The organism is Afifella sp. IM 167 (assembly GCF_020144925.1).
GTDB lineage: Bacteria > Pseudomonadota > Alphaproteobacteria > Rhizobiales > Afifellaceae > Afifella.
In genome coordinates, this window is the sequence record NZ_NSLC01000010.1 from 91,220 (window position 1) to 114,546 (window position 23,327).

A 23,327-nucleotide genomic window follows, 5' to 3' on the forward strand; every position below is an offset into this window, starting at 1 on the left:
GGGCCAATGCCAGGTTGAACGGAAAGCCTCGCGAAGGCCGGGGAACACTTGGCGAAGTGCCGGGTTGCCTTCCGACATCGACATGCCAGAGCTTTCTCTCCCCCTTGCGATCGGCCTCTTCATCGCGGCCGCATCCGTCATCGCTTTCATCGGCACGAAGCTGACGGGCACAGCGGACATGCTCGCCGACCGCACCGGTCTCGGCGAGGCGATGGCCGGTGCGGTCCTTCTGGGCGCCAGCACCTCGGCCGCCGGCGTCGTCACCTCCGTCACCGCCGCCTCGGGCGGCGACATCGACCTAGCCTATTCCAATTCGCTGGGCGGCATCGCCGCGCAGACGGCCTTCCTCGCCTGCGCCGACATCGCCTACCGGCGGGCGAATCTCGAGCATGCCGCGGCAGAAGCCTCCAATCTCTCCCAGTCGACACTCCTGATCCTGCTTCTGGCGATCCCGCTGATTGCCGGCGCCGCCCCGCCGATCACCTTCTTCGGCGTGCATCCGGCGAGCCTCGTCCTCGTTCTGGTCTATGTGGCGGGCGTAAAGCTGAGCAAGCTGGACCGCGAGGCGCCGATGTGGCAGCCCCGCGATACCACCGAGACACGCCACGACGTGCCGGAGGAGGACAACGAGAACGCCTCCGCCACGCGGCTCGTGCTCGCCTTTTCCGCCATGGTCGTGGTCGTCGGCATCGCCGGCTACGTCGTCGCCGAGACCGGCATGACCATCGCGCGCGAAACCGGCATCGCCGGCAGCGTCGTGGGCGCCCTCCTGACGGCGACCGTCACCTCGCTGCCGGAGCTCGTGACCACGCTCGCCGCCATCCGGCGCGGGGCGCTGCAACTCGCCGTTGGCGGCATCATCGGCGGCAACACCTTCGACGTTCTCTTCCTCTCCGCCTCCGACGTCGCCTACCGCGACGGCTCCATCTACAACGCCATCGGCCCGGATTCCCGCTTCTGGGCGCTGGTCGGCATTGCCATGACCGCCGTGCTTCTTCTCGGTCTCATCCGGCGCGAGCGCTCCGGCATCGGCAATGTCGGGTTTGAGACCGCCGGCATCCTCTCCATCTATCTGGGTGCGGTCGCCATCGCGGCCTTCGCCTTTTGAGGCCCCCTTGCGCGCGAAGCCCGTCATGCCTTCATTCCGGCCAGCGAACGCTCTAGACAGGGCAACGAGTTAAAAGCACGCCGGCACCGGCCGGCCACAGGAAAAGGCAGAAGCCATGAAATTCTTCGTCGACACCGCCGATGTAGCCGAGATCGGGGAGCTTGCCGCCGCGGGCCTTCTCGACGGCGTCACCACCAATCCTTCCCTCATCATGAAGTCGGGGCGCGGAATCCTGGAGGTGATCGCGGAGATCTGCGAGATCATCGACGGGCCGGTCTCCGCCGAGGTGGCGGCGACGGATTACGACACCATGCTGAAGGAAGGCCACAAGCTCGCTGAAATCGCCGAGAACGTGGCGATCAAGGTGCCGCTCACCTGGGACGGGCTGAAGGCCTGCCGCACCTTCGCCGACGAGGGCCGCATGGTGAACGTCACGCTCTGCTTCACGGCGAACCAGGCGCTGCTGGCGGCCAAGGCCGGCGCGACCTTCATCTCGCCCTTCATTGGCCGGCTCGACGATATCGGCCTCAACGGCATGGATCTGATCGAGGAGATCCGCCAGATCTACGACAACTATCCGATGCTCGAGACGGAGATCCTCGCCGCCTCCATCCGCACACCGAACCATGTGAAGGAAGCCGCCCTCGCCGGCGCCGACGTGGTCACCGTGCCGCCTTCGGTGCTGAAGGGCATCATCGACCATCCGCTGACGGATAAGGGCCTTTCGGCCTTCCTGGCAGACTGGAAGAAGACCGGCCAGTCGATCCTCTGAGCGGTGGGGCGGGATGGCCCTTGAGGCTTGCTTAACCATGGCGGCGCATCCTCTCTGACATGCCGACCGAGCCGCCCTTCCTGCTGATCGCACGACCCGACCTCGCCGGGCTCGCCGGCGAGTGGCTGGAGTACCTCAAAGGCGAGCGGCGGCTGGCGGCCAAGACGCTCGAAGCCTACCAGCGCGATTTCTCGCAGCTCTGCACCTTCCTCACGGGCCATCTCGGCAGCGCGCCTTCGCTGAAGGAATTCGCCACGCTCGCCCCTTCCGATATCCGTGCCTTCCTCGCCTCGCGCAGGGCGGGCGGGGCCGGATCGAGGACGCTGGCACGCCAGCTCGCCGCCTGTCGCTCCTTCGCCCGCTTTCTCGCCCGCCGCGGCCACGACGCGCCCTCCGCTTTCCAGGCGGTGCGCACGCCGAAGCTCGACAAAGGTGTGCCGAAAGCGCTGACGGTCACGGATTCGCTGGCGCTTGCCGAGGAGGCGGACAGCCTTGCCGAAGAGCCCTGGATCGCCGCGCGCGACCGGGCCGTGCTGCTTCTTCTCTACGGCTCGGGGCTGCGCATTTCCGAAGCGCTTGCCGTCACCCGCGCCGACGCGCCGGTGGGAGGGCGCGACACGCTCCGCATCACCGGCAAGGGCGGAAAGACGCGCATCGTGCCGGTCCTGCCGGTGGTCTCAGAGGCGATCTCCGGCTACCTCGCGCTCTGCCCGTTCTCCCTGGCGCCCGGCGAGCCGCTCTTTCGCGGCGCAAGAGGCGGACCGCTGTCGCCCCGCATCATCCAGAAGGTGATGGAGCGCCTGCGTTCGGCGATGGGCCTGGAGCCGAGCGTGACGCCGCATGCGCTGCGCCATTCCTTCGCCACGCATCTGCTGGGCAATGGCGGCGACCTGAGGACCATCCAGGAACTCCTGGGCCATGCGAGCCTCTCCACGACGCAGAGCTACACCCATGTCGACGCGGCGCGGCTCCTCGACGTCTATCGCAGCGCCCATCCCCGCGCGGCAGGCGGCGGCTAAGACGCCGAAGCTGCGATCACACTTGCGTCATGGCGCGCAAATGGGCGCCCCCTCACCTTCCCCTTCGTCAGGTGCGGCCCTATCCTCCAGGATAGCGGCGGAGTTTAGCGCTCCGTCCTGCGGAGAGAGACCGAGAGGAGACAGCCATGCGGAAGATTGTTGTCGGCCTGGCCGGGATTTCGGCGGCCCTTTTCCTGACCGGCGCGGCGAGCGCCGGATGCGCCTTTCACAACCAGCAGGTCATGGCCTCGGCGGCCCCGGTAAAGGAAACCGTCGCCATGTCGACCCATGACGAGGCGACGCCGGCGACCCGTCCGGCGGAGGAAAAGACCGCTGCGGCGGAAAAAACCTGCATCGGAAAAGATTCTTGCCCTGAGGCGGGAACCAAGTAGCGACTGGCCCGTTATCGGCATACTCCAGTCTAGGTTGCCAAGGGCAATCTGAAAAATTTACGCCGGCCTCAGGCCGGCGTTTTTTTATGTCCGACAGCAAGATAGGCTGGTCCGGCCGGCCGCCGGCGCTTGGGTACCCGCGCCGCCCGCGCGCTTTGGGGCGTGCTTATCCGGCTCAGAATTGTGCTACGTTTCTTCCATTCGCCCTCCGTGACCGGGGAGGGAAAGAAAAACAAGGAGAGACCATGCTTCGTTTTGGGGATGCATCGCGCCTGACGGCATATGGGGTATTCGCCGGGCTAGTGCTTTTCGCCACGCCCGCACTGGCCATCGACTTCGGCGACGATGCGAGCAGATGGTCGAAGGACGGGGAATGCGACGACCCCCGCTTTTCCGGCCCTGGCATGACGGCAACGCCGCTCTTGAACGACGACATCCTTCACGATGCCACCGACTGCAAGCAGGCCTACGATGCCGGCCGCATCGTCTTCGGCAAGGAGGAGCCCAAGCCTCAGAACCAGCGGGTCGATTTCGGTGACGACGACGGCCGCTGGTCGAAAGACGGCGAATGCGACGACCCGCGCTTCGAAGGCCCGGGCATGACGGATACGCCGCTCCTCGACGCCGACATCCGCCACGACGCCACCGATTGCCGGCAGGCCTACGAGGCCGGACGCCTGAACCTGCGCTAGCGCGCTCACCGCTTCAGAAATAAAGAGCGCCGGAAGCCTCCGGCGCTCTTTTTCGTTCCGGCCAGCGCTCCGGGCTCAGATGTGGATGGGCTTGAACCAGGCGGCCATCGCGGCCTCGCGCACGGCTTCCGACATCGTCGGATGGGCGTGGCAGGTGCGGGCAAGATCCTCCGCCGCGCCGGAGAACTCCATCAGCACCGCCGCTTCGTGGATCATCTCGCCGGCCCCGTGCCCGACGATATGGACGCCGAGCACCCGATCCGTCTTCTCGTCGGCGAGAACCTTGACGAATCCGTCCGTGGCGTTCATCGCCCGCGCCCTTCCGTTCGCCGAGAACGGGAACTTGCCGACGCGGTAGGCAATTCCGGCTTCCTTCAGATCCTCTTCCGAGCGGCCGACCACCGCGATCTCCGGATCGGTATAGAGGACGCTCGGGATGACGCCGTAATTCACATGCCCCTTCTGGCCGGCGAGGATCTCGGCCAGCGCGCTGCCCTCGTCCTCGGCCTTGTGCGCGAGCATCGGGCCGGCAATGACATCGCCGATCGCATAGATTCCATCGACGCTCGTCTTGAAGCCCTCGTCGGTCTTCACCCGGCCGCGCTCGTCTGTCTCCACGCCGGCCTCCTCGAGCCCGAGCCCTTCCGTATAGGGCCGCCGGCCGATCGCAACGAGCACGATGTCGGCGTCGAACGTATCGGCATCGCCGCCCGAGACCGGCTCGACGCTGACCCGAAGCCCCTTCTTTTCCGAGCGCACGCCCGTCACCTTGGTCGAAAGGCGGAAATCGAGCCCCTGCTTCTTCAAAATGCGCTGCGTCTGCTTGGCGACCTCGCCATCCATGCCGGGCAGGATGCGGTCGAGGAATTCCACCACCGTCACCTGCGAACCGAGGCGCCGCCAGACAGAGCCGAGTTCGAGCCCGATGATGCCGGCGCCGACGACGAGAAGCTTTTCCGGCACCTTTTCCAGCGACAGCGCGCCGGTGGAGGAGACGACCTTCTTCTCGTCGACCGTAACGCCCGGTAGGGGCGCGGAATCGGATCCCGTGGCGATGACGATCGCCTTCGTCTCCAGCACCTGGCTCTCGCCCTTGTCAGCGCTGACCTCGACCTTGCCGGGCCCGAGGATCCGGCCGGTGCCCTCGAAGCCGTCGATCTTGTTCTTCTTGAAGAGATAGGCGACGCCCTCGACGTTCGACTTCACCGTCTTGTCCTTGTGGGCGAGCATCCCCGAAAGGTCGAGCTCCGGCTCCACCTTGATGCCGAGATCGGCAAAGCCGTGGCCGGCATGTTCGAACATCTCCGAGGCGTAGAGCAGCGCCTTGGAGGGGATGCAGCCGACATTGAGGCAGGTGCCGCCATAGGTCGCCCGCTTCTCCACCACCGCCGTCTTGAGGCCGAGCTGGGCCGCGCGGATGGCGCAGACATAGCCGCCGGGTCCGGAGCCGATGACGATGAGGTCGTAGGTGTCGGGCATGTCGGCTCGTTATCTCCGTCTGTTTTTCGTTTGCGTGCGAAAGGTAGTCATTAGCGGCGGGCGATCAACGCTCGGCAAAGGCAAGCCTCAGCCCGAAGCCGGCGAAGGCAAGCGCCGTCGCCCGGCGCATCCAGGCCATCGCTCGCGCGCTCTCGATCACCTTCTGGCGCACCAGCGCGGCGAAGACGCCATAGAAGACGAAGACGACGAAGGTCATCGCCATGAAGACGCCGGAGAGCGCCAGGAGCTGGAGGCTGGTGCCGCCCTCGGCCGGCACGAATTGCGGCAGGAAGGCGACGAAGAAGATCGACAGCTTCGGATTGAGAAAGTTGATGAGGATGCCGGTGCGCACGATCTCGCGCGCCTTGCGCTCGGCCCGCGCTGCCGGCGTCAGCGCCAGCGGCCCGGCATTCCGCAGCGTCGTCACCGCGAGATAGAGGAGATAGGCGACGCCGAGATATTTGAGCGCCGCAAAGAGCGTGGCGCTCGCATGCAGGAGCGCCGCGAGCCCGAGGATCGAAGCGGCGAGATGCGGCACGATGCCGAGCGTGCAGGCAAACGCCGCGATGAGGCCGGCACGCCGCCCGCCCGTCAGTCCCGCCGCGATGGTGTAGACGACGCCCGTCCCGGGAACGAGGACGATGAGGAGGCTCGTCAGCAGGAATTCGATGCTCATTGCGGCTCCCGTCTCTTCACCCGGCCAGCCCGCGCCCGCCACGCAGCCTATGTGAGCAGCGCCCAGGCCATCAGGAGGAGGCCGCCCGTCGCGATCGCCCAGACGATACTCCTGATATAGGGAATCCCGGCAAGATAAAGCGGCAGATAAAGGACGCGGCCCCAGAACCACAGATGCGCGCCGACGGCGCCGAGACCGCCGGTCTGGCCGGTGACGGCAAGCGCCACGGCAAGGCCGACGAAGGCGGCGTAGGTTTCCAGGAAATTCTTCAGCGCACGCGCCGAGCGCCCGGCCATCAGGCCGTCGGCCTTCGGCCCGCCGTCGCGGGCGCTGGCGTTCCATTCCAGCCCCGTCTCGCGCGTCATCGTCCCGGACTGGACGAGGATGTGCACGACGAGAAGGACGACGCTCCAGCCGAGAAGCACGAGCTCGGTGGAAAGGGGGGCCGATTCCATCGGTTTCGTTCCCCTCCTAGAGGTCGAGGACGAGCCGCTGCGGATCCTCGATCGCTTCCTTGATGCGCAAGAGGAAGGTCACCGCCTCCTGCCCGTCGACGATCCGGTGGTCGTAGGAAAGCGCCAGATACATCATCGGGCGGATGACGATCTGGCCGTTCTTCACCACCGGCCGCTCCTCAATGCGGTGCATGCCGAGGATGCCCGATTGCGGGGCGTTGAGGATCGGCGTCGACATCAGCGAGCCGTAGACACCGCCATTGGAGATGGTGAAGGTGCCGCCCTGCATGTCGTCGAGCGTCAGCGCGCCGTCGCGGGCCCGCTTGCCGAGCTCGTTGATCTTCTTTTCGATGTCGGCGATCGACATGTCCTGCGCGTCGCGCACGACGGGCACGACCAGGCCCTTGTCGGTGCCGACGGCGACGCCGACATGGTAATAGTTCTTGTAGACGAGCTCGTTGCCGTCGACCTCGGCATTCACCGCCGGGATCTCCTTCAGCGCGTGCACCGCCGCCTTGACGAAGAAGCCCATGAAGCCGAGCCGCACCCCGTGCTTCTTCTCGAAGAGGTCGCGGTAGCTCTTCCTCAGTTCCATCACCGCGCCCATGTCGACGTCGTTGAACGTCGTCAGCATGGCGGCGGTGTCCTGCGCCTCCTTCAGGCGCCGGGCGATGGTCTGGCGCAGGCGGGTCATCTTCACCCGCACTTCGCGGCCCCCATCCTCTTCCGGCGATGGCGCGCGGGGCGCGGAGGGCTTGGCCTCTTCGCTCTTCCTGCCGCCGCCCTCAAGGGCCTTCAGGACGTCTTCCTTCAGGACCTGGCCTTCCTTGCCGGAGCCGTCGATATCGGCATCCGCAAGGCTCTTTTCCTTCATCATCTTGGCGGCGGAGGGCGCCGGCGGGCGCTTGTCGCCGGAAGGCTCTTCGGTCTTGGCTTCGTCCTTTGCGGGAGCGGCCTTGGCCGGCGCGTCTTCGCCTTTCGCCTCGCCCGCTTTCGCGCCATCGGCTTTGGCGCCGACGCGGATGCGGCCGAGCACCTCGCCCACCTGCACCGTCTCGCCCTGCTTCTTCAGGATCTCGACGAGCACGCCCTTGGCCTGCGAAGGGATTTCCTGCGCCGCCTTGTCGGTCTCCAGCTCCACCAGCGCTTCGTCCATGGCGACTTCCTCGCCCTCGGACTTGAACCATTCGCCGACATCGGCCTCCGTCACCGACTCGCCGGCGGCCGGAACGACGATATCGACGAGCTCGCCGCCTTCATCGCCGCTATCGGACTTGTCCGCCTTCGCCTTGCCGTCGCTCTTCGCCGGTTCGGCCTTTTCGCTTTTCTTGGCCTCGGCGGGTTTGGAAGCCGGCTTTGCCGCGGCCTTGCCGCCGCCCTCGCCGCCCCCCTCGCCAATTGAGCCGAGGAGCGCGCCGACACCCACGGTCTCGCCTTCCTTCACGACGATCGACGCCAGCTCTCCATCCGCCGGCGCCGGCACCTCGAGCGTGACCTTGTCGGTCTCCAGCTCCACCAGCGGCTCGTCGCGGCTGACGCTCTCGCCTTCCTTCTTGAACCACTGGCCGACGGTCGCCTCGGTGACCGATTCCCCCAGCGTCGGAACCTTGATGTCGGTTGTCATGAAATGTCCCGCTCGATCGGCGCCGTGACGGCGCCCCTTCTATTGAATGTTGTCAGTCGCCGAGCGCCCCTTCCAGGAAGGCGGCCCGCTGCTCCAGATGCCGGGACATGAGGCCCGTCGCCGTTGCGGCGGAAGGTTGCCGGCCCGCATAGCGCGGCTTCTTCTGGCTCGACCCGATCGTATGCAGGATCTTCGTCAGCCGCGGCTTCACGAAGGTCCATCCACCCATGTTCTTCGGCTCTTCCTGGCACCAGACCAGTTCGGCCCCTTCGAAGCGCTGCAGCTGCTTGGTCAGCGCCGTCATCGGGAAGGGATAGAACTGCTCCAGCCGCAGGAGATAGATGTCGTCGATGCCGCGCTCGGCGCGTTCCTCGAACAGGTCGTAATAGACCTTGCCGGCCGAGACGACCACCCGGCGGATTTCCTTGTCGGGCTTCAGCGTCGGCCCATCGCCGTTGCGCACCGCATTCCCCGCATCCGCATCGTCGAAGAGAATCCGGTGGAAGGAGGAATCCTGGTCGAATTCGGAAAGCTTCGACACCGCCATCTTGTGCCTGAGGAGGCTCTTCGGCGTCATCAGGATCAAGGGCTTGCGGAAGTTGCGGTGCAGTTGACGGCGCAGGATATGGTAGTAATTGGCCGGCGTCGTGCAGTTGGCCACCTGCATGTTGTCTTCCGCGCACATCTGCAGGAAGCGCTCCAGCCGGGCGGAGGAATGCTCCGGCCCCTGGCCCTCATAGCCGTGCGGCAACAGGCAGACGAGGCCGGACATGCGCAGCCACTTGCGCTCGCCCGATGAGACGAACTGGTCGAAGATGACCTGCGCGCCGTTGGCGAAGTCGCCGAACTGCGCCTCCCAGAGGGTCAGACCTTTCGGCTCGGCAAGCGAGTAGCCGTATTCGAAGCCGAGCACCGCCTCTTCGGAGAGCATCGAATTGACGACCTCGAAATGCTCCTGCTCCATGCCGAGATTGTTGAGCGGCGTGTAGCGCTCCTCGGTCTCCTGATCGTAGAGCACCGTGTGGCGCTGCGAGAAGGTCCCGCGCTCCACGTCCTGGCCGGAAAGGCGCACCTTGTGGCCTTCCGAGAGGAGGGTGCCGAAGGCGAGCGCTTCGCCCATCGCCCAGTCGATTCCCTCGCCCGTCTCCAGCATCTGGCGGCGGTTGTCGAGGAAGCGGCGGATGGTGCGGTGAAGCTTGAAATCCTCCGGCGCCGTCGTGAGCGCGGCCCCGATCTGCTTCAGCCGGTCGAGGCGCATGCCGGTACGACCGACCCGGCGCTCGTCCGTCGCCTTGGCGGTCGTCAGCCCCGACCAGGCGCCGTCGAGCCAGTCGGCCTTGTTCGGGCGATAGGCCTGGCCGACCTCGAACTCCTCGTCGAGCTGGGCGCGCCATTCGGCTTTGCGCTCCTCGATCTGCTCCTCGCTGACGAGCCCCTCCTCGACCAGCTTCTTGCCGTAGATCGACAGGGTCGTCGGGTGCTTGCGGATCTCCCGGTACATGAGCGGCTGGGTGAAGCTCGGCTCGTCGCCCTCGTTGTGGCCGAAGCGCCGGTAGCAGAACATGTCGATGACGACCGGCTTCTTGAAGCGCTGGCGAAACTCCGTCGCCACCTTCGCCGCGAAGACCACCGCTTCCGGATCGTCGCCGTTCACATGGAAGATCGGCGCCTCGATCATCTTGGCGACGTCGGAGGGATACGGCGAGGAGCGCGAAAAGCGCGGATTGGTGGTGAAGCCGATCTGGTTGTTGATGATGAAGTGGATGGAGCCGCCCGTGCGGTGCCCGCGAAGGCCGGAAAGGCCGAAGCATTCGGCGACGACGCCCTGGCCGGCGAAGGCCGCGTCGCCATGCAGCAGCAGCGGCAGCACGGAGGTGCGCTCGCGCACGCCTTCCGAATTCACGTCTTCCCAATGGTCCTGCTTGGCGCGCGACTTGCCGAGCACGACGGGATCGACGATCTCCAGATGCGAGGGGTTCGCCGTCAGCGACAGATGGACGTTGTTGCCGTCGAAGGCGCGGTCGGAAGAGGCGCCGAGATGATATTTGACGTCGCCGGTGCCTTCCACGTCGTCCGGCTGCGCCGAGCCGCCCTTGAATTCATGGAAGATGACGTGAAGCGGCTTGCCCATGACGAGGCCGAGCACGTTGAGGCGGCCGCGATGGGCCATGCCGAGGGCGATTTCCCGGAGGCCAAGGGCGCCACCGCGCTTGATGATCTGTTCGAGCGCCGGGATCAGCGCTTCCGAGCCGTCGAGGCCGAAGCGCTTGGTGCCGGTATATTTGAGGTCGAGGAACTTCTCGAAGCCTTCCGCCTCGATCAGCTTGTTGAGGATCGCCTTCTTGCCCTCATTGGTGAAGGTGATCTCCTTGTCCGGCCCCTCGATGCGCTCCTGGATCCAGCCCTTCTCGTCCGGCTCGGAAATATGCATGAACTCCACGCCGAGGGTGGAGCAGTAGGTGCGCCGGAGGATTTCCAGCATCTCGGGGATGGTGCCAAATTCCAGGCCGAGCACATGGTCGAGGAAGATCGGACGCTCGTAATCGGCCTCCGAGAAACCGTACGACGAAGGATGCAGCTCCTCGTGGTCGCGCCGCGCCGCGATGCCGAGCGGATCGAGATTGGCGTGCAGATGCCCGCGCATGCGATAGGCGCGGATCATCATCAGGGCGCGCACGGAATCGCGCGTCGCCTGCAGCACTTCCGGCTCGGAGAGGTCCACGCCGGCGCCCTGCGCCTTGCCGCGCACCTTCGTCTCGATATGGCGCTCGACGCTCTGCCAGTTGCCGTCGAGGGCGGAGACGAGCTCGCCGTTGGCGACGATCGGCCAGTCGCTGCGCTGCCAGGGCGCGCCGCGCGCCTCGGCCATCACATCGGCCTTGTCATCCTTCAGCTGACGGAAGAAATCCTGCCAGCCGGCGCCAAGCGAGGACGGATTTTCCTGATAGCGCGCATAGAGCTGCTCCAGATATTCCGCGTTGCCGCCATAAAGGAAGGAAGATTGCCTGAGGGCCTCGTTAGAGACTTGCCGTGCCATTGTGCCTCGCGGGCTTCGCCTGCCCGCGCCTTTCCCGGTTCGCCCGCCGCTCCCCTGCCGCGACGGCGTGCCGCAATGCTACTGCCCCGTTTGCAAACGCGGAGTTAGTGCAATTGCTGCCCGTCGCCAACCGAGAATCGCTCTAGCGAGCCGGAAATTGTGCCGCCGGCCGGTTCGGCAGGCGGCTTGCTCGGGCAATGGTCAAGAAGGTGCAAACGCCCCCGGTCCGCCATTCAGCCCTTGAGGACCTCGGTGAGCGTGTCGCCGAGCTTGGCGGGCGAGGGGGAGACGGTGATGCCGGCCGCTTCCATGGCCGCGATCTTGTCTTCCGCGCCGCCCTTGCCGCCGGAGATGACGGCGCCGGCATGGCCCATGGTGCGTCCCGGAGGCGCCGTGCGGCCGGCGATGAAGCCGACGGTCGGCTTCCAGCGGCCCTTCTTCTTCTCGTCGGCGAGGAACTGCGCCGCGTCCTCCTCGGCCGAACCGCCGATCTCGCCGATCATGATGATCGATTCCGTCGCCTCGTCGGCGAGGAACATCTCCAGGACGTCGATGAACTCCGTGCCCTTCACCGGATCGCCGCCGATGCCGACGGCCGTCGTCTGGCCGAGCCCGGCATTCGTCGTCTGGAAGACCGCCTCGTAGGTGAGCGTGCCGGAGCGCGACAGGATGCCGACGGAGCCCTTCTTGAAGATCGAGCCCGGCATGATGCCGATCTTGCACTCTTCCGGCGTCAGCACGCCCGGGCAGTTGGGGCCGATGAGGCGCGAGGACGACTTGTCGAGCTTGGCCTTCACCTTGACCATATCGAGGACGGGAATGCCCTCGGTGATGCAGACGATGAGCGGGATCTCCGCGTCGATCGCTTCCTCGATGGCGGCCGCGGCGCCCGCCGGCGGCACGTAGATGACGGAGGCGTTCGCGCCGGTCTTCTCCTTCGCCTCGGCGACGGAGGCGTAGATCGGCAGCTCGGCGAGGCCTTCGACCCCCGCCTCCCAGGTCGTGCCGCCCTTCTTCGGGTGGACGCCGGCGACCATGCGCGTGCCGTAATAAGCGAGCGCCTGCTCGGTATGGAAGGTGCCGGTCTTGCCGGTCAGGCCCTGGACGATGACCTTGGTGTTCTTGTCGACGAGAATGGACATGAAGTTTCGACCCGTTTGTCTCTGGCGCGCCTTTAGGGCGCGTTCGCGCGACCGGCTTACTTGCCGACCGCCGCGACGATCTTCTGCGCCGCATCGTCGAGATCGTCGGCGGCGATGACGTTGAGCCCGCTCTCGTTGATCACCTTCTTGCCGATCTCGACATTGGTGCCTTCGAGGCGGACGACGAGCGGCACCTTGAGGCCGACTTCCTTGACCGCTGCCACCACGCCTTCCGCGATCACGTCGCAGCGCATGATGCCGCCGAAGATGTTGATCAGGATGCCTTCGACGTTCGGATCCGAGGTGATGATCTTGAACGCCGCCGTCACCTTCTCCTTCGAGGCGCCGCCACCGACATCTAGGAAGTTCGCCGGCTCCGCGCCGTAGAGCTTGATGATGTCCATCGTCGCCATGGCAAGGCCCGCGCCGTTGACCATGCAGCCGATATTGCCGGTGAGCGCGACATAGGAGAGGTCGTACTTGGAGGCTTCGATCTCCTTTTCGTCCTCTTCCGTGATGTCGCGCAGTTCCGCGATATCGGGATGGCGGAAGAGGGCGTTGTTGTCGAAGGAGACCTTGGCGTCGAGGACGCGGATATGCCCGTCCTTCATGACGATGAGCGGGTTGATCTCAAGGAGGCTCATGTCCTTGGCGAAGAAGGCCTCGTAGAGGACCTTGGCAAGCCCGGCCATTTCCTCGCGCGCCGCGCCTTCCAGCGCCAGCGCGTCGGCGAGCTTTGCCGTATCCGCCTCGGTGACTCCCGTCTCGGGGTCGATCGGCAGGGTGAGGATCTTGTCGGGCGTCTCCTCGGCGACGGTCTCGATATCCATGCCGCCTTCGGTGGAAACGACGAAGGCGACGCGCCCGGTGCTGCGGTCGACGAGCAGCGAGCAATAGAGCTCGCGGGCAATGTCCGCCCCGTCCTCGATATAGAGGCGGTTGACCACCTTGCCGGCCTTGCCCGTCTGCTTGGTGACGAGCGTGTGGCCGAGCATCTCCTTGGCGTTGGCGAGCACCTCCTCGGGGCTCTTGGCGAGGCGCACGCCGCCCTTGGCCCCTTCGCCGAGCTCCTTGAAGCGGCCCTTGCCGCGGCCGCCGGCATGGATCTGGCTTTTCACCACATAGAGCGGGCCGGGCAGCTTCGTTGCCGCAGCCTCCGCTTCGTCGGCCGAGGTGATCATCACCCCGGACGCGACCGGCGCGCCGAACTCTTTGAGGACCGCTTTCGCCTGATATTCATGGATGTTCATGCCGGCTGCCCCCTATGGCTTACGAGTTCAGTGCCGGCTGGATTTTCCGGCAGGCCTCCACGAGGCCCTGCACGGCGCCGACCGACTTCTCGAACTGGCTCTGCTCGCCGCGATCGAGCGAGATCTCCACGATCCGCTCCACGCCGCCGGCGCCGATGACGGTCGGCACGCCGACATACATGTCGGAGACGCCGTATTCGCCCGAGAGCATCGCCGCGCAGGGAAGGACGCGCTTCTTGTCCTTGAGGTAGGCCTCCGCCATGGCGATCGCAGAAGCCGCCGGGGCATAGAAGGCCGAGCCGGTCTTCAGAAGGCTGACGATCTCCGCGCCGCCGTCGCGGGTGCGCTGCAGGATCGATTCAAGCCGTTCCTGCGTCGTCCAGCCCATCTTGACGAGATCGGGAAGCGGGATGCCGGCAACGGTGGAGTAGCGCGTCAGCGGCACCATCGTGTCGCCGTGGCCGCCGAGCACGAAGGCCGTCACGTCTTCGACGGAGACCTTGAACTCGTCGGCGAGGAAGTAGCGGAAGCGCGAGGAATCGAGCACGCCGGCCATGCCGACGATCTTTGCCGGCGGCAGGCCGGAGAACTTCTGCAGCGCCCAGACCATGGCGTCGAGCGGGTTGGTGATGCAGATGACGAAGGCGTCGGGGGCGAATTTCTTGATGCCCGCGCCGACCTGCTCCATGACCTTGAGGTTGATCTCCAGGAGATCGTCGCGGCTCATGCCCGGCTTGCGCGGCACGCCGGCCGTCACGATGACGACGTCGGCGCCCTCGATGGCCTCGTAGGACTGCGCGCCGGTGAGCCTGGAATCGAAGCCGTCGACCGGCGAGGATTCGGCAATGTCGAGAGCCTTGCCGTCGGGGATTCCTTCCTGGATATCGAAGAGGACGACGTCACCAAGCTCCTTGAGGCCGACGAGATGGGCGAGCGTGCCGCCGATCTGCCCGGCACCGATCAGCGCAATCTTGTTGCGGGCCATGAGCTACCTTCCGTTGCGATGGAAATGAGGATGAAACATCCCTTGCGGGTGCGGCGGCGATAGCGCGAATGGGGGGCGGAGGCAAGCGGCTGGCGGGCGTTGCCGCCGGTTCGCCGGCTCAGTTCCCGGCCTTGGCCACGGCCGGCCGCTCCTCCCGCCGCGCCGCTTCCGGCCAGTCGTCGGAGCGCATCTCGGCAAGCCGCGAGGCGGTGCGCACGAACTCCATCGCCTCCGCGCCGCTCGTCCCGGAAAACAGCGCTTCCGGCTCCGCCTCGGCAGAGGCCATCAGGCGGATGCGCTTGTCGTAGAGCGTGTCGACGAGGTTGATGAAGCGCTTCGCCTCGTTGCGTCGCTCCGACCCCAGCACCGGGATGCCGGAGACGATGAAGGTATGGAAGCGCGAGGCGAGCTTCAGATAGTCGGCGCTGCCGAGCGGACGCTCGCAGAGCTCGGAGAAGGTGAAGCGAGCCACGCCCTCCGCCGCCTCCGGCACCTCGATCTGGCGCCCGCGCAGCGCGATCTCCTGACGTTCGCCCTTTTCCCGGCCCGTCAGGCGCACGAAATGGGCCGCCAGCACTTCCTCTGCCTTCGGGCCGGGAGGGACCACATAGAGCGGATGCGTGCGCTCACGATCCTGGCGGAAATCGCGCGCCGCATCGAGATGGAAGATTTCGGCGTTTTCCTTGATGAGATCGATGAACGGCAGGAAGAGCGCCCGGTTCAGTCCGCCGGCATAGAGTTCGTCCGGCGCGACGTTCGAGGTGGCGACCAGCGTCAGTCCCGAAGCGAAGAGCTTTTCAAACAGGCGCCCGAGGATCATCGCATCGGCGATATCGGTCACGGCGAATTCGTCGAAGCACAGGAGACGCGTCTCCTGCGCGATCTCTTCGGCCACCGGCTTGATCGGGTCGTCGCCGTCGACTTCGCCGGCCTTCAGCCGCTTGCGGAAGAGGGCGATCCGCTCCTGCACGTCCTGCATGAAATCGTTGAAATGCGCTCGGCGCTTGCGCGCGTTCGGCGCCAGCTCGAAGAAGATGTCCATGAGCATCGTCTTGCCGCGCCCGACCGGGCCGTGGATGTAAAGGCCGGGAACGGTCTGGGGCGCGCCGGAGCGCGAGAAGAGCCAGCCGAGCGAGGAGCGCTTCGAGCGGGTGCGCGCCTCGCAAAGCGCCGTGAGCAGCGCATCCAGGCGCTCTGCGAGCTCTTTTTGACCGGGATCGGCGGTGATGCCGCCCTCTGCGGCAAGTTCGCCATAGCGGCGCGAAACGGGATTCTTCATCGGGCGAGCGGCCCGCTTGTCGGGGTCGCAGCGCTGAAGTGCCCCTCGCTTCCCCGAAGTATCAGGCGCGCGGTTCCAGCTTGCTGGTATCGACCGGCACCTCTTCCCAGTCCTGGCCCGCTGCGACGATGCAGGTGGAGCCGGAGGTCTTGGTGACGACGATGGTCCAGGTGCCGCGCTCGGAGACGAAGAGCTGCATGATGCGCTCCCCGCGCACGATGCCGAGCGCCTTCGGCAATTCCTTGTATTCCTGGGCGAGGATCTCGACCATCTTCCCGTGCTCGGCGCATTGGGGCACCGAAAGGCGGGTGCTGGCAGCCTCCGCGCTGCCGCAAAAGGCGAGGGATGCGGCCATGACGGCCACAGCTCCAAGCCCGGTGAGAAGGCTTCCGACATGCTGGTCGGTTGGCTGACTCATCTTCCCCTCCATGCGCTGGCGCATGCCCGGCGATGACCACCCGACAGGCCGTCATCGGATTGCAATGAAGGGTAAGAGATTTGCGCAAGTTATTGAACTAGAACGAAGGTCGGCCGAAAAGGAAAGCCGGCTATGGCACATTTGTGCAACACGCGATGGCGCCAAATCAGGCTAGCGCGTGACCGAAATTGCGGCACCACTTTCCGTTTGCCCGTTAAACTGCGTCTTCGAGCTTGAATAAAGTCGCGCCACTGTCGAGCCCGACTGGTCGAGAAGGCTGACCTGATTGCCGGTCAGATTCCACGCCGAGACGTTCTGCAGGGCAGCGGAGCCGCAGCCGCGCGTCGAGGCGCGATAGCCGCCCGACCAGGAAGTGAGCGACATGAAGAGCTGGCAGCGGTCGTTGCCGGAGGCGACGGTCCAGCCGCCGAGAAGGTCGGTCCGCCCGATCGACTCGCCGCCGGAAGGCGGAGGCGCCGACGCGACCTGCGTATCGCCGCCGATGGGCGAGGTGCCTGGCGCGCCGGGGCTCGTCGAATAGGGACCCTGGTTTCCCGCCATCGTCGGGTCGGCGGGAAGGCCGCCGGGAGGCGGCAGGTCGCTCTGCGTGACCGTACCGACGGGCGCGGAAGGCAGGGGTTGAGGCGGCGGCGTGTAGCGCGGCTCGCTATTGCCGAAATAGGCGGACTGGCAGGCCGACAGGCCGCCGGCCAGGAGAAGGGCGGTAAGAAAGGCGCGCCCGGGGAGAGGGCGCGGGGCGCTCGGCATAACGTGTCCCTCGTGTGAGCTTGCAACACGGACCGGGCCAATTGTCCCGGATCGGAGGTTCGACTTGACCCGACTTCTGGCACGTCCTAGGCGGTTTGTCACGAAGGGCGGCGCATGGCGGTATCTGAACTGAGCTGGATGCAGAGGGCGCGCCAGCGCGCGCTGAGATCGGCTGTTCGCCAGCGTCGCGGACACATCGTCGACCAGCTCATCGCCGAGCGCGGGATCAAGCTCGTCGCCAATCCTTTCTGGCCCCTCTACAAGCCCTTCCTCTACCGCATTCTGCGCTATCGCGAGGCGGTCGAGATGGCCGATAGGCTGGGCGCCCTCTCCGGCGTCGACGGGATGGACTATATCAGTGACCTCCTTTCGCTGAACCTTCAGATCAGCGGCGCCGAACGCATCCCCCGCGAGGGCGGCTTCATCATCGCGGCGAACCACCCGACCGGCATCGCCGATGGCGTCGCCGTCTACCAGGCGCTGAAGCCCGTGCGCGGCGACGTCTCCATCTTCACCAACCGCGACGCCGTGCGCATCAACGAGCGACTCGTCGAATACCTGATCCCGGTCGAGTGGCGCGTGGAACACCGCAGCCTCACCAAGACGCGCGAGACGCTGCGTCTTTCCTCGCGCGCCTTCGCCGATCGGCGCGCGATCGTCCTCTTTCCCGCCGGCCGCATCGCCTATTGGCGCAACCGCAGGCTCAACGAACGCCCGTGGCAGACATCGGCCGTCTCGCTGGCGCAGAAGCACAAGGTTCCGGTGCTTCCCTGCCGCGTCACGGCGCGCAACTCCTGGCTCTTCTATCTCTTCGGCAACCAGGGGCTGACGGAGCTGCGGGACATGACCGTCTTCCACGAACTTCTCAACAAGCGCGGCAAGACCTTCAAGATCGAGTTCGGCCCTCTTATCTCTCACGAGGAGTTGCAGGGTAACGCGGCCCAGCTGACGGAAAGCCTGCAGCGCTACTGCGTCCAGACGCTTGCAGACGATCCCGATATCCCGTTTACGGCAGGAGCCGAGGCAACATGAGCACCACCGAGAACATCAACGGCATTCCCTTCGATCTCTTGTCCCCGCAGGAGGTGCGCAAGGCACTCGACGCGCATGAGATTGTCCTCATCGACGTCCGCACACCCGCCGAATTCGCCTTCGAGCGCATCCCCGGGGCCCTGCTCGCGCCCATGTCGGAGCTCGACGTGATCAGCCTGCCCGATCAGACGGGCAAGCGCGTCGTCTTCCATTGCGGGACGGGCAAACGATCGGAGGCGGCCAGCCGCCAGGCCGTCGCGGCCGGCTTCGACAAGGTCGCCCATATGGTCGGCGGCCTTTCGGCCTGGAAACAGGCGAACCTGCCGCTGATCACCACCGACTTCTCCTCCGGCCAGCCCAAGCGCGTCGGCCAGTAGGGCAATCCGAGCCCGCGCCGCTGCGGCCGCGCCGCCATCACCATGCGTCACGAGAGGGTGAGAGGCCTTTTTTGGCCTTTCACCGCGCCCCACCTTGAGGGAAGCTCGCAAGGTGGAGGAATTTGGAAATGCTCTCTCGTCGACAGGTTTTGTTGGGTGGCGCAGGCGTCGTCGCCGTCGCCGCCGGTTCGGCCGGCGCTCTGAGCATCTTCGGACGCGCCGATGCCGCTTCGGGTGCGTTCCCGATCGAGATGACCCGCGAGGAATGGAAAGCCAAGCTGTCCCCCCGGCAGTTTGCCGTTCTGCGCGATGCCGACACCGAGCGCGCCTTCACCTCCCCGCTCAACGATGAGCACCGCGCGGGCACCTTTCATTGTGCCGGATGCGACAACGCCCTTTATTCCTCCGAGGCAAAATTCGATTCCGGCACGGGCTGGCCGAGCTTCTACAAGCCGATTGAAGAGGGGGCGGTGAAGAATTCCACCGACTACAAGCTCGTCTATCCCCGCACCGAGGAGCACTGCGCCGATTGCGGCGGCCATCTCGGCCACGTCTTCGACGACGGCCCGCCGCCGACCGGAAAGCGCCACTGCATCAACGGAGTGGCCCTCGTTTTCCGTCCCCAAGGCGGCGGCGAACCCGTGCTTGGCTGATCGACCAACGCCTCAGTCGTGCGACTGACTTTCCCGGAATTCCGCGATACTTGCGGGCGCTCCCAGTCGGGCGCCTGAGAGCAAGGCCGACATCATCGCCTTACTCCGGGCGATGACAAACGGCCTCGATGTTGTTGCCGTCCGGATCGAGGACGAACGCGCCGTAATAGTTCGGATGATAGTGGGGACGGATCCCCGGAGCGCCATTGTCACGGCCCCCGGCCGCCATGGCCGCATCGTAAAAGGCGTCGACCGCCCTTCTGTCGGCCGCGGCGAAGGCGACGTGAAGATGCCCGCTCGCACTCGCGCCCGGCACCGGACTCACCCAGAAGAACGGCTTTCCGGCCCTGCCGTAGCCGACCCCTTCGTAGCTGCCGCTTTCTTCTTTCGTCACCTCCATCACCACCTCCATGCCGAGGGCGGCGAGGGCCTTGTCATAGAAGGCGCGCGAACGGCCATAGTCCGACGCCGAAAAGCCGATGTGATCGATCATGCGAGAGCCTCCAGATGCCATTTTCAACCTCGCCGCGGCCGCGTTGCCCGCCAGCATCGGGCGTCCGGCCAGGCGCGCCGGCGGATCTTCTCTAGCACTGAAAAAGTAGGAGCGGTTGCGACGAAAATCCCGCGGCAAGCCCGGCCTTCCGCGGCTTTGCGAATCACTTAGCCGGCGCGTCCCGGCCTGTTCCGAGCCCCATGCACACCGCCACATGGCCGGTTTTCGGCCGTCCCCGCGAACTTTCTTTGACCGCATCAGAGACACGATAGTCGGGTGCGCCCGTCTGACCTTTTGACCCGCGAACGCTTGGGGGCATAGAATGACCCATTTCCGCCGCCTTCCTTTTGTCTACTGGCGCGGATGGGGCGACTCTGAGTGCCGCAGATGGATGTCAGTATAATTAGGATTTCTACTTAGTATTAAGCCTTTTTTAACGGTCATTACCTTATCGTTAACCACGTGTGGGTAGAGTCAATAGAGTAGGAACGGGTGTCCCCAGGATTCTTGACAAGCAAGAACGCCGGGTGTCTGAGACGAGCACTGTGAACGCTTGCCGGCGCCTTCAAGAAGGATGACTCAAATGACCGTGGCATTGATCGGTGCGGCCGCCTCGCTGATCTCCGTGATTCTTTTTACAGTTCTTGCTTTTGGCGGCCTCTATCAGCTTGGTCTTCTGCGCGAGCAGATGCGCGCGACGCGCGATGACGAGAAAAAGCGTGCCAGCCTTGGCGTCTGCGACCGCTTCGACAGCGATCCGCTCCTCGAGAAGGCGGCCGACGCCCTCTCCAACTACGCCCTCTCCAATGGCCGCCGGGCGGAAACCGGCATCTACCGGGACATTGCCGTCCTTATGAAGTTCTTCGACACGATGGCGATTGGCATTCGCCAGGACCTCTATGTCGAGGAAATACTTGCCCACCATATGCGCGACGACGTGCGCCGGGTGGTCGAGGTCTATCGTACCGCCTGCACCGCCCGCTTCCGTGCCGAGAAGGACTACGCCGCGGTCATCGAGCTCGATCGCCGCTGGCAGGCCGGAGAGGCGGCACCTGTGCGGCAGGACTGGTTCCGCGCCGAGCGCGTCTCGACCCGTCCTCAGCTCGTTGCGGCCGCGCGCCGCGCCGGCGAACCGCTATTTGCCAGGATCGAAGAACGTCAGCCGCTCCTCAAGGGGGCGCCCATGAATGGGGGAACTCTCATGACTGAACCCAACGCCGCGCGGACCGGGCCAGCCCCCGCCTCCCACGGCTATGCTTTCCGGAACGGGAGCCAGCCGGCGACGAATGGCGCATTCCGTCCGGCAGCGAGGCCGGCGGAGACGAAGGCATCCGAACCGCCGAGGACATCGAGCTGGCTCTTCCCGGCGCCCGCCCCGACGAAAGCGGCTGCGGCACCCGTGACGAGCACACCGGGGAACGGCAAGAGCTGGCTCTATCCCGCGCCGAAGAGCGCCGAGGCGCCACGGCCGGCCGCGCCGGCGGCGACGCCGGAGCCGCGCACCAGCTGGCTTTACCGCGCCGCGCCCAAGCCCGTCCCGGCGCAGGAGCCCTCGCAGGAGCAGGCACCCGCAACCACTTCCAGCTGGCTTTTCCGCAAGGCGCCGGCCGCGCCTCAATCGGCACCCCCTTCCGCAAAGGCCGAGAAGAGCCAGCCGGAGACGAGCTGGGTCTACCGCCTGGTCGCGGAGCCCGCCGAAGAGAAGAAGACGTCGGGTCTCTCCTCCTGGCTCCAGTTCCTCCGCCCGGCTGCGGCGCCCGCGCCGACCGAGCCTAGGAAGGAGCAGCATTCCGCCCAGAACTCCGCCCCGAACTCCGCCCCGAACTCCGCAACGGCCGAGACGAGCTGGCTTTACCGCCAGCGCGCCCCCGAGGCCGCGGCTTCCACCGCCAACTCCGCTGCCGCCGCTGCGGGTTGGCTCTATCGCAAGGCGAGCGACGCCGTCGCTTCCGCCGCCCACCCCATCATCGAGCACCGCGAGAACGACGAGATGTCACCGGCTTCAGGACCTGCCGCCTTCCTCGGCTGTCTTTTCTCCACTGGCAACACTGCCACCTCCCACAACGCCATCGAGGCTGAGCCTGCGCGCGCTCCCGAACCGGAAGCTCCGGTGGGGCCCGAGCCGACCGAGGGTGCCGCCCGCGCCGCTGCCTTCGTGAAGAAGCTCTTCGCCAAGCCCGAGACCGGCACGGACGCCGCCAAGGCGCCGGCGCCGCGCCCCGCGGCGGCCGCCGCCCGCCCCGCCGGCTCCAGCTGGATCTACGGCGGCGCGACCGCGCAGGCACAGGCGGCCGCCGCGGCGCCAAAGCCGGCGACGAAGCCCGCCGCCCAGCCGTCTTCCGGCTACTTCTACCGCGCCGCCGCGCCCCAGCCCCAGCCCCAGCAGCAGCCGAAGCCGACCGCAGCCGCCAGGCCGTTGAGCGCCGGATCGAGCTGGGTCTTCCGCGGCCAGCAGGCATTGGCCGCACAGGCATCCGAAAAGGCCGCCGCCGCTCCGGCGCGCACCGAGGCGCCGGCCCGTTCGTGGCTTTTCCCGGCGGCCACCGCTCCGGCGAAATCCGCATCCAAGGTCGAGACCCCCAAAGCCGCAGCCACGCAGCCCGAAGCGCCGAAGGCCGCGGCGCCGGCCGCCCCGAAAGCGAGCTGGCTCTATCGCAGCGCTGCGCCGGCAAAGCCTGCGGCTCCCGCGCCGAAGGCGCCCGAGAAAGCACCTGAAAAGCCCGCCGCGCCGCAGCAGAGCTGGCTCTACAGGGCCGCTCCGGCAGCCCCTGCCAAGCCGGCCGAGCCGAAGGCTGCCGCTCCCGCCACGCCGAAGGCGACCGAAAAGCCCGTGACGCAGTCGAGCTGGCTCTTCCGCGCAGAACCCGCCGCCCCGGCGAAAGCTGCCGCGCCTGCTCCGAAGACCGAGGCGAAGCCGGCCGAAAAGCCGGCCGCAGGGCCCGCCGCGACCCAGTCGACCTGGCTCTTCCGCGCGGCTCCGGCCGTTCCGGCGAAGCCGGCACCGAAGACGGCAGCACCCAAGGCTGCCGCACCGAAAGCCGCCGCACCGAAGGTGGCCGAGAAACCGGCTGCGCCGGCCAGCCGGGCCGAGGCGCCCGCAAGCTGGCTCTTCCGTCCCAACGGGGCCGCCAACGGCCACACCAACGGCGTCTCCACCACCGGTCCGGCGGCCCCGAAACCGCAGCAGCCGCACTCCAACGGCGAGATCAAGCGGCCGCAGGCGCCCACCGGGATCTTCATGCGGCCTTCCCCGCAGACGAACGGGGCGGCCGTGAACGGAGCCTCCAAGAATGGCGCTTCCATGAACGGCACCAGGTCGAACGGCCATGCCCTGAACGGGCATAACGGCATCGCCCATCACGCTTCAGGCATGAACGGAGCCCGGGCCAACGGCCACGCCATGAATGGGACCCACGTCAACGGCACGAGCTGGCTCTTCCCGGCCCTTCCCGCCTCGGCGGCAAAGAAGCAGGAAGCACAGCCGGAAGAGAAGGCCCCTGCCGCTCCCGCCCCCTCCAGCTGGCTCTACCGCCAGCCGCTCGCCCGCTAGGGGACAACGAAAAAAGGCGCGCCGGAAGGACCGGCGCGCCTCTTCAAAGAGCCGGGATATACCGGCGAACGTTCTAGCGCTCGCGCCGCTTTGAAGCCGGCGAGGCCGGCAAGCGAGGAGAGCAGG

The 23,327-nt window shown here is 66.3% G+C and carries 21 protein-coding genes; 9 read left to right on the forward strand and 12 right to left on the reverse strand.

From position 1 onward, the window contains the following. Positions 1 to 82: 82 nt before the first annotated feature. From CLD20_RS17285 to CLD20_RS17305, 5 genes are all read left to right on the forward strand, one after another. On the forward strand, positions 83 to 1,108 hold the full coding sequence (locus CLD20_RS17285) for a sodium:calcium antiporter (protein ID WP_224407916.1): 1,026 nt from the start codon (positions 83 to 85) through the stop codon (positions 1,106 to 1,108). A 115-nt stretch (positions 1,109 to 1,223) separates the two neighbouring features. Further along, entirely contained in the window at positions 1,224 to 1,880 is a 657-nt protein-coding gene (gene fsa, locus CLD20_RS17290) for a fructose-6-phosphate aldolase (protein WP_224407917.1), read from the forward strand. A gap of 59 nt (positions 1,881 to 1,939) precedes the next feature. Continuing rightward, entirely contained in the window at positions 1,940 to 2,899 is a 960-nt protein-coding gene (locus CLD20_RS17295) for a tyrosine recombinase XerC (RefSeq protein WP_224407918.1), read from the forward strand. 146 nt (positions 2,900 to 3,045) lie between these two features. After that, on the forward strand, positions 3,046 to 3,291 hold the full coding sequence (locus CLD20_RS17300; RefSeq protein WP_224407919.1) for a hypothetical protein: 246 nt from the start codon (positions 3,046 to 3,048) through the stop codon (positions 3,289 to 3,291). Positions 3,292 to 3,536: 245 nt separating this feature from the next. Continuing rightward, the gene (locus CLD20_RS17305; protein ID WP_224407920.1) at positions 3,537 to 3,983 is read left to right on the forward strand and encodes a hypothetical protein; all 447 of its coding nucleotides are present in this window, start codon (positions 3,537 to 3,539) and stop codon (positions 3,981 to 3,983) included. 75 nt (positions 3,984 to 4,058) lie between these two features. Here CLD20_RS17305 and lpdA read toward each other — a convergent pair whose 3' ends face one another. The 11 genes from lpdA to CLD20_RS17360 form a co-directional block, all read right to left on the reverse strand. Beyond that, positions 4,059 to 5,462, reverse strand: a complete 1,404-nt coding sequence (gene lpdA, locus CLD20_RS17310) for a dihydrolipoyl dehydrogenase (RefSeq protein WP_224407921.1) — start codon at positions 5,460 to 5,462, stop codon at positions 4,059 to 4,061. A gap of 64 nt (positions 5,463 to 5,526) precedes the next feature. Continuing rightward, complete coding sequence (locus tag CLD20_RS17315) at positions 5,527 to 6,138, reverse strand: LysE family translocator (RefSeq protein WP_224407922.1); 612 nt, start codon at positions 6,136 to 6,138, stop codon at positions 5,527 to 5,529. A gap of 47 nt (positions 6,139 to 6,185) precedes the next feature. Next, positions 6,186 to 6,593: an MAPEG family protein gene (locus CLD20_RS17320; RefSeq protein WP_224407923.1), complete on the reverse strand. Its 408-nt coding sequence runs from the start codon at positions 6,591 to 6,593 to the stop codon at positions 6,186 to 6,188. A gap of 16 nt (positions 6,594 to 6,609) precedes the next feature. Then, positions 6,610 to 8,217 (reverse strand): 2-oxoglutarate dehydrogenase complex dihydrolipoyllysine-residue succinyltransferase, encoded by a 1,608-nt coding sequence (odhB, locus tag CLD20_RS17325; protein ID WP_224407924.1) that lies wholly within the window; start codon positions 8,215 to 8,217, stop codon positions 6,610 to 6,612. A gap of 52 nt (positions 8,218 to 8,269) precedes the next feature. Continuing rightward, positions 8,270 to 11,254 (reverse strand): 2-oxoglutarate dehydrogenase E1 component, encoded by a 2,985-nt coding sequence (locus CLD20_RS17330; RefSeq protein WP_224407925.1) that lies wholly within the window; start codon positions 11,252 to 11,254, stop codon positions 8,270 to 8,272. A gap of 233 nt (positions 11,255 to 11,487) precedes the next feature. Further along, positions 11,488 to 12,396 (reverse strand): succinate--CoA ligase subunit alpha, encoded by a 909-nt coding sequence (gene sucD, locus CLD20_RS17335; protein WP_224407926.1) that lies wholly within the window; start codon positions 12,394 to 12,396, stop codon positions 11,488 to 11,490. A 56-nt stretch (positions 12,397 to 12,452) separates the two neighbouring features. Beyond that, complete coding sequence (gene sucC / locus CLD20_RS17340; protein WP_224407927.1) at positions 12,453 to 13,646, reverse strand: ADP-forming succinate--CoA ligase subunit beta; 1,194 nt, start codon at positions 13,644 to 13,646, stop codon at positions 12,453 to 12,455. Positions 13,647 to 13,665: 19 nt separating this feature from the next. After that, positions 13,666 to 14,631, reverse strand: coding sequence for a malate dehydrogenase (gene mdh, locus CLD20_RS17345; protein WP_224407928.1), 966 nt, complete (start codon positions 14,629 to 14,631; stop codon positions 13,666 to 13,668). Between the two features lie 118 nt (positions 14,632 to 14,749). After that, positions 14,750 to 15,910, reverse strand: coding sequence for a cell division protein ZapE (gene zapE, locus CLD20_RS17350; protein WP_224407929.1), 1,161 nt, complete (start codon positions 15,908 to 15,910; stop codon positions 14,750 to 14,752). A 61-nt stretch (positions 15,911 to 15,971) separates the two neighbouring features. Beyond that, positions 15,972 to 16,328, reverse strand: coding sequence for a hypothetical protein (locus CLD20_RS17355; protein ID WP_224407930.1), 357 nt, complete (start codon positions 16,326 to 16,328; stop codon positions 15,972 to 15,974). 171 nt (positions 16,329 to 16,499) lie between these two features. Beyond that, entirely contained in the window at positions 16,500 to 17,096 is a 597-nt protein-coding gene (locus tag CLD20_RS17360; protein ID WP_224407931.1) for an AprI/Inh family metalloprotease inhibitor, read from the reverse strand. 114 nt (positions 17,097 to 17,210) lie between these two features. On the opposite strand from CLD20_RS17360, the gene CLD20_RS17365 reads away from it, so the two are divergent. The 3 genes from CLD20_RS17365 (at position 17,211) to msrB (ending at position 19,158) form a co-directional block, all read left to right on the forward strand. Continuing rightward, complete coding sequence (locus CLD20_RS17365; protein WP_224407932.1) at positions 17,211 to 18,128, forward strand: 1-acyl-sn-glycerol-3-phosphate acyltransferase; 918 nt, start codon at positions 17,211 to 17,213, stop codon at positions 18,126 to 18,128. Then, positions 18,125 to 18,505, forward strand: coding sequence for a rhodanese-like domain-containing protein (locus tag CLD20_RS17370; protein ID WP_224407933.1), 381 nt, complete (start codon positions 18,125 to 18,127; stop codon positions 18,503 to 18,505). The genes CLD20_RS17365 and CLD20_RS17370 overlap by 4 nt, the downstream gene beginning before the upstream one ends. A gap of 128 nt (positions 18,506 to 18,633) precedes the next feature. Then, positions 18,634 to 19,158: a peptide-methionine (R)-S-oxide reductase MsrB gene (msrB, locus tag CLD20_RS17375; RefSeq protein WP_224407934.1), complete on the forward strand. Its 525-nt coding sequence runs from the start codon at positions 18,634 to 18,636 to the stop codon at positions 19,156 to 19,158. Between the two features lie 100 nt (positions 19,159 to 19,258). Here the strand turns inward: msrB and CLD20_RS17380 are convergent, their stop codons facing one another. Next, positions 19,259 to 19,651 carry a VOC family protein gene (locus tag CLD20_RS17380; RefSeq protein ID WP_224407935.1) on the reverse strand — a complete coding sequence of 131 codons (393 nt, stop codon included), beginning with the start codon at positions 19,649 to 19,651 and terminating at the stop codon, positions 19,259 to 19,261. 583 nt (positions 19,652 to 20,234) lie between these two features. Between CLD20_RS17380 and CLD20_RS17385 the strand changes: the two genes are divergently transcribed. Further along, entirely contained in the window at positions 20,235 to 23,201 is a 2,967-nt protein-coding gene (locus CLD20_RS17385) for a hypothetical protein (RefSeq protein ID WP_224407936.1), read from the forward strand. The last annotated feature ends 126 nt before the right edge of the window (positions 23,202 to 23,327 follow it).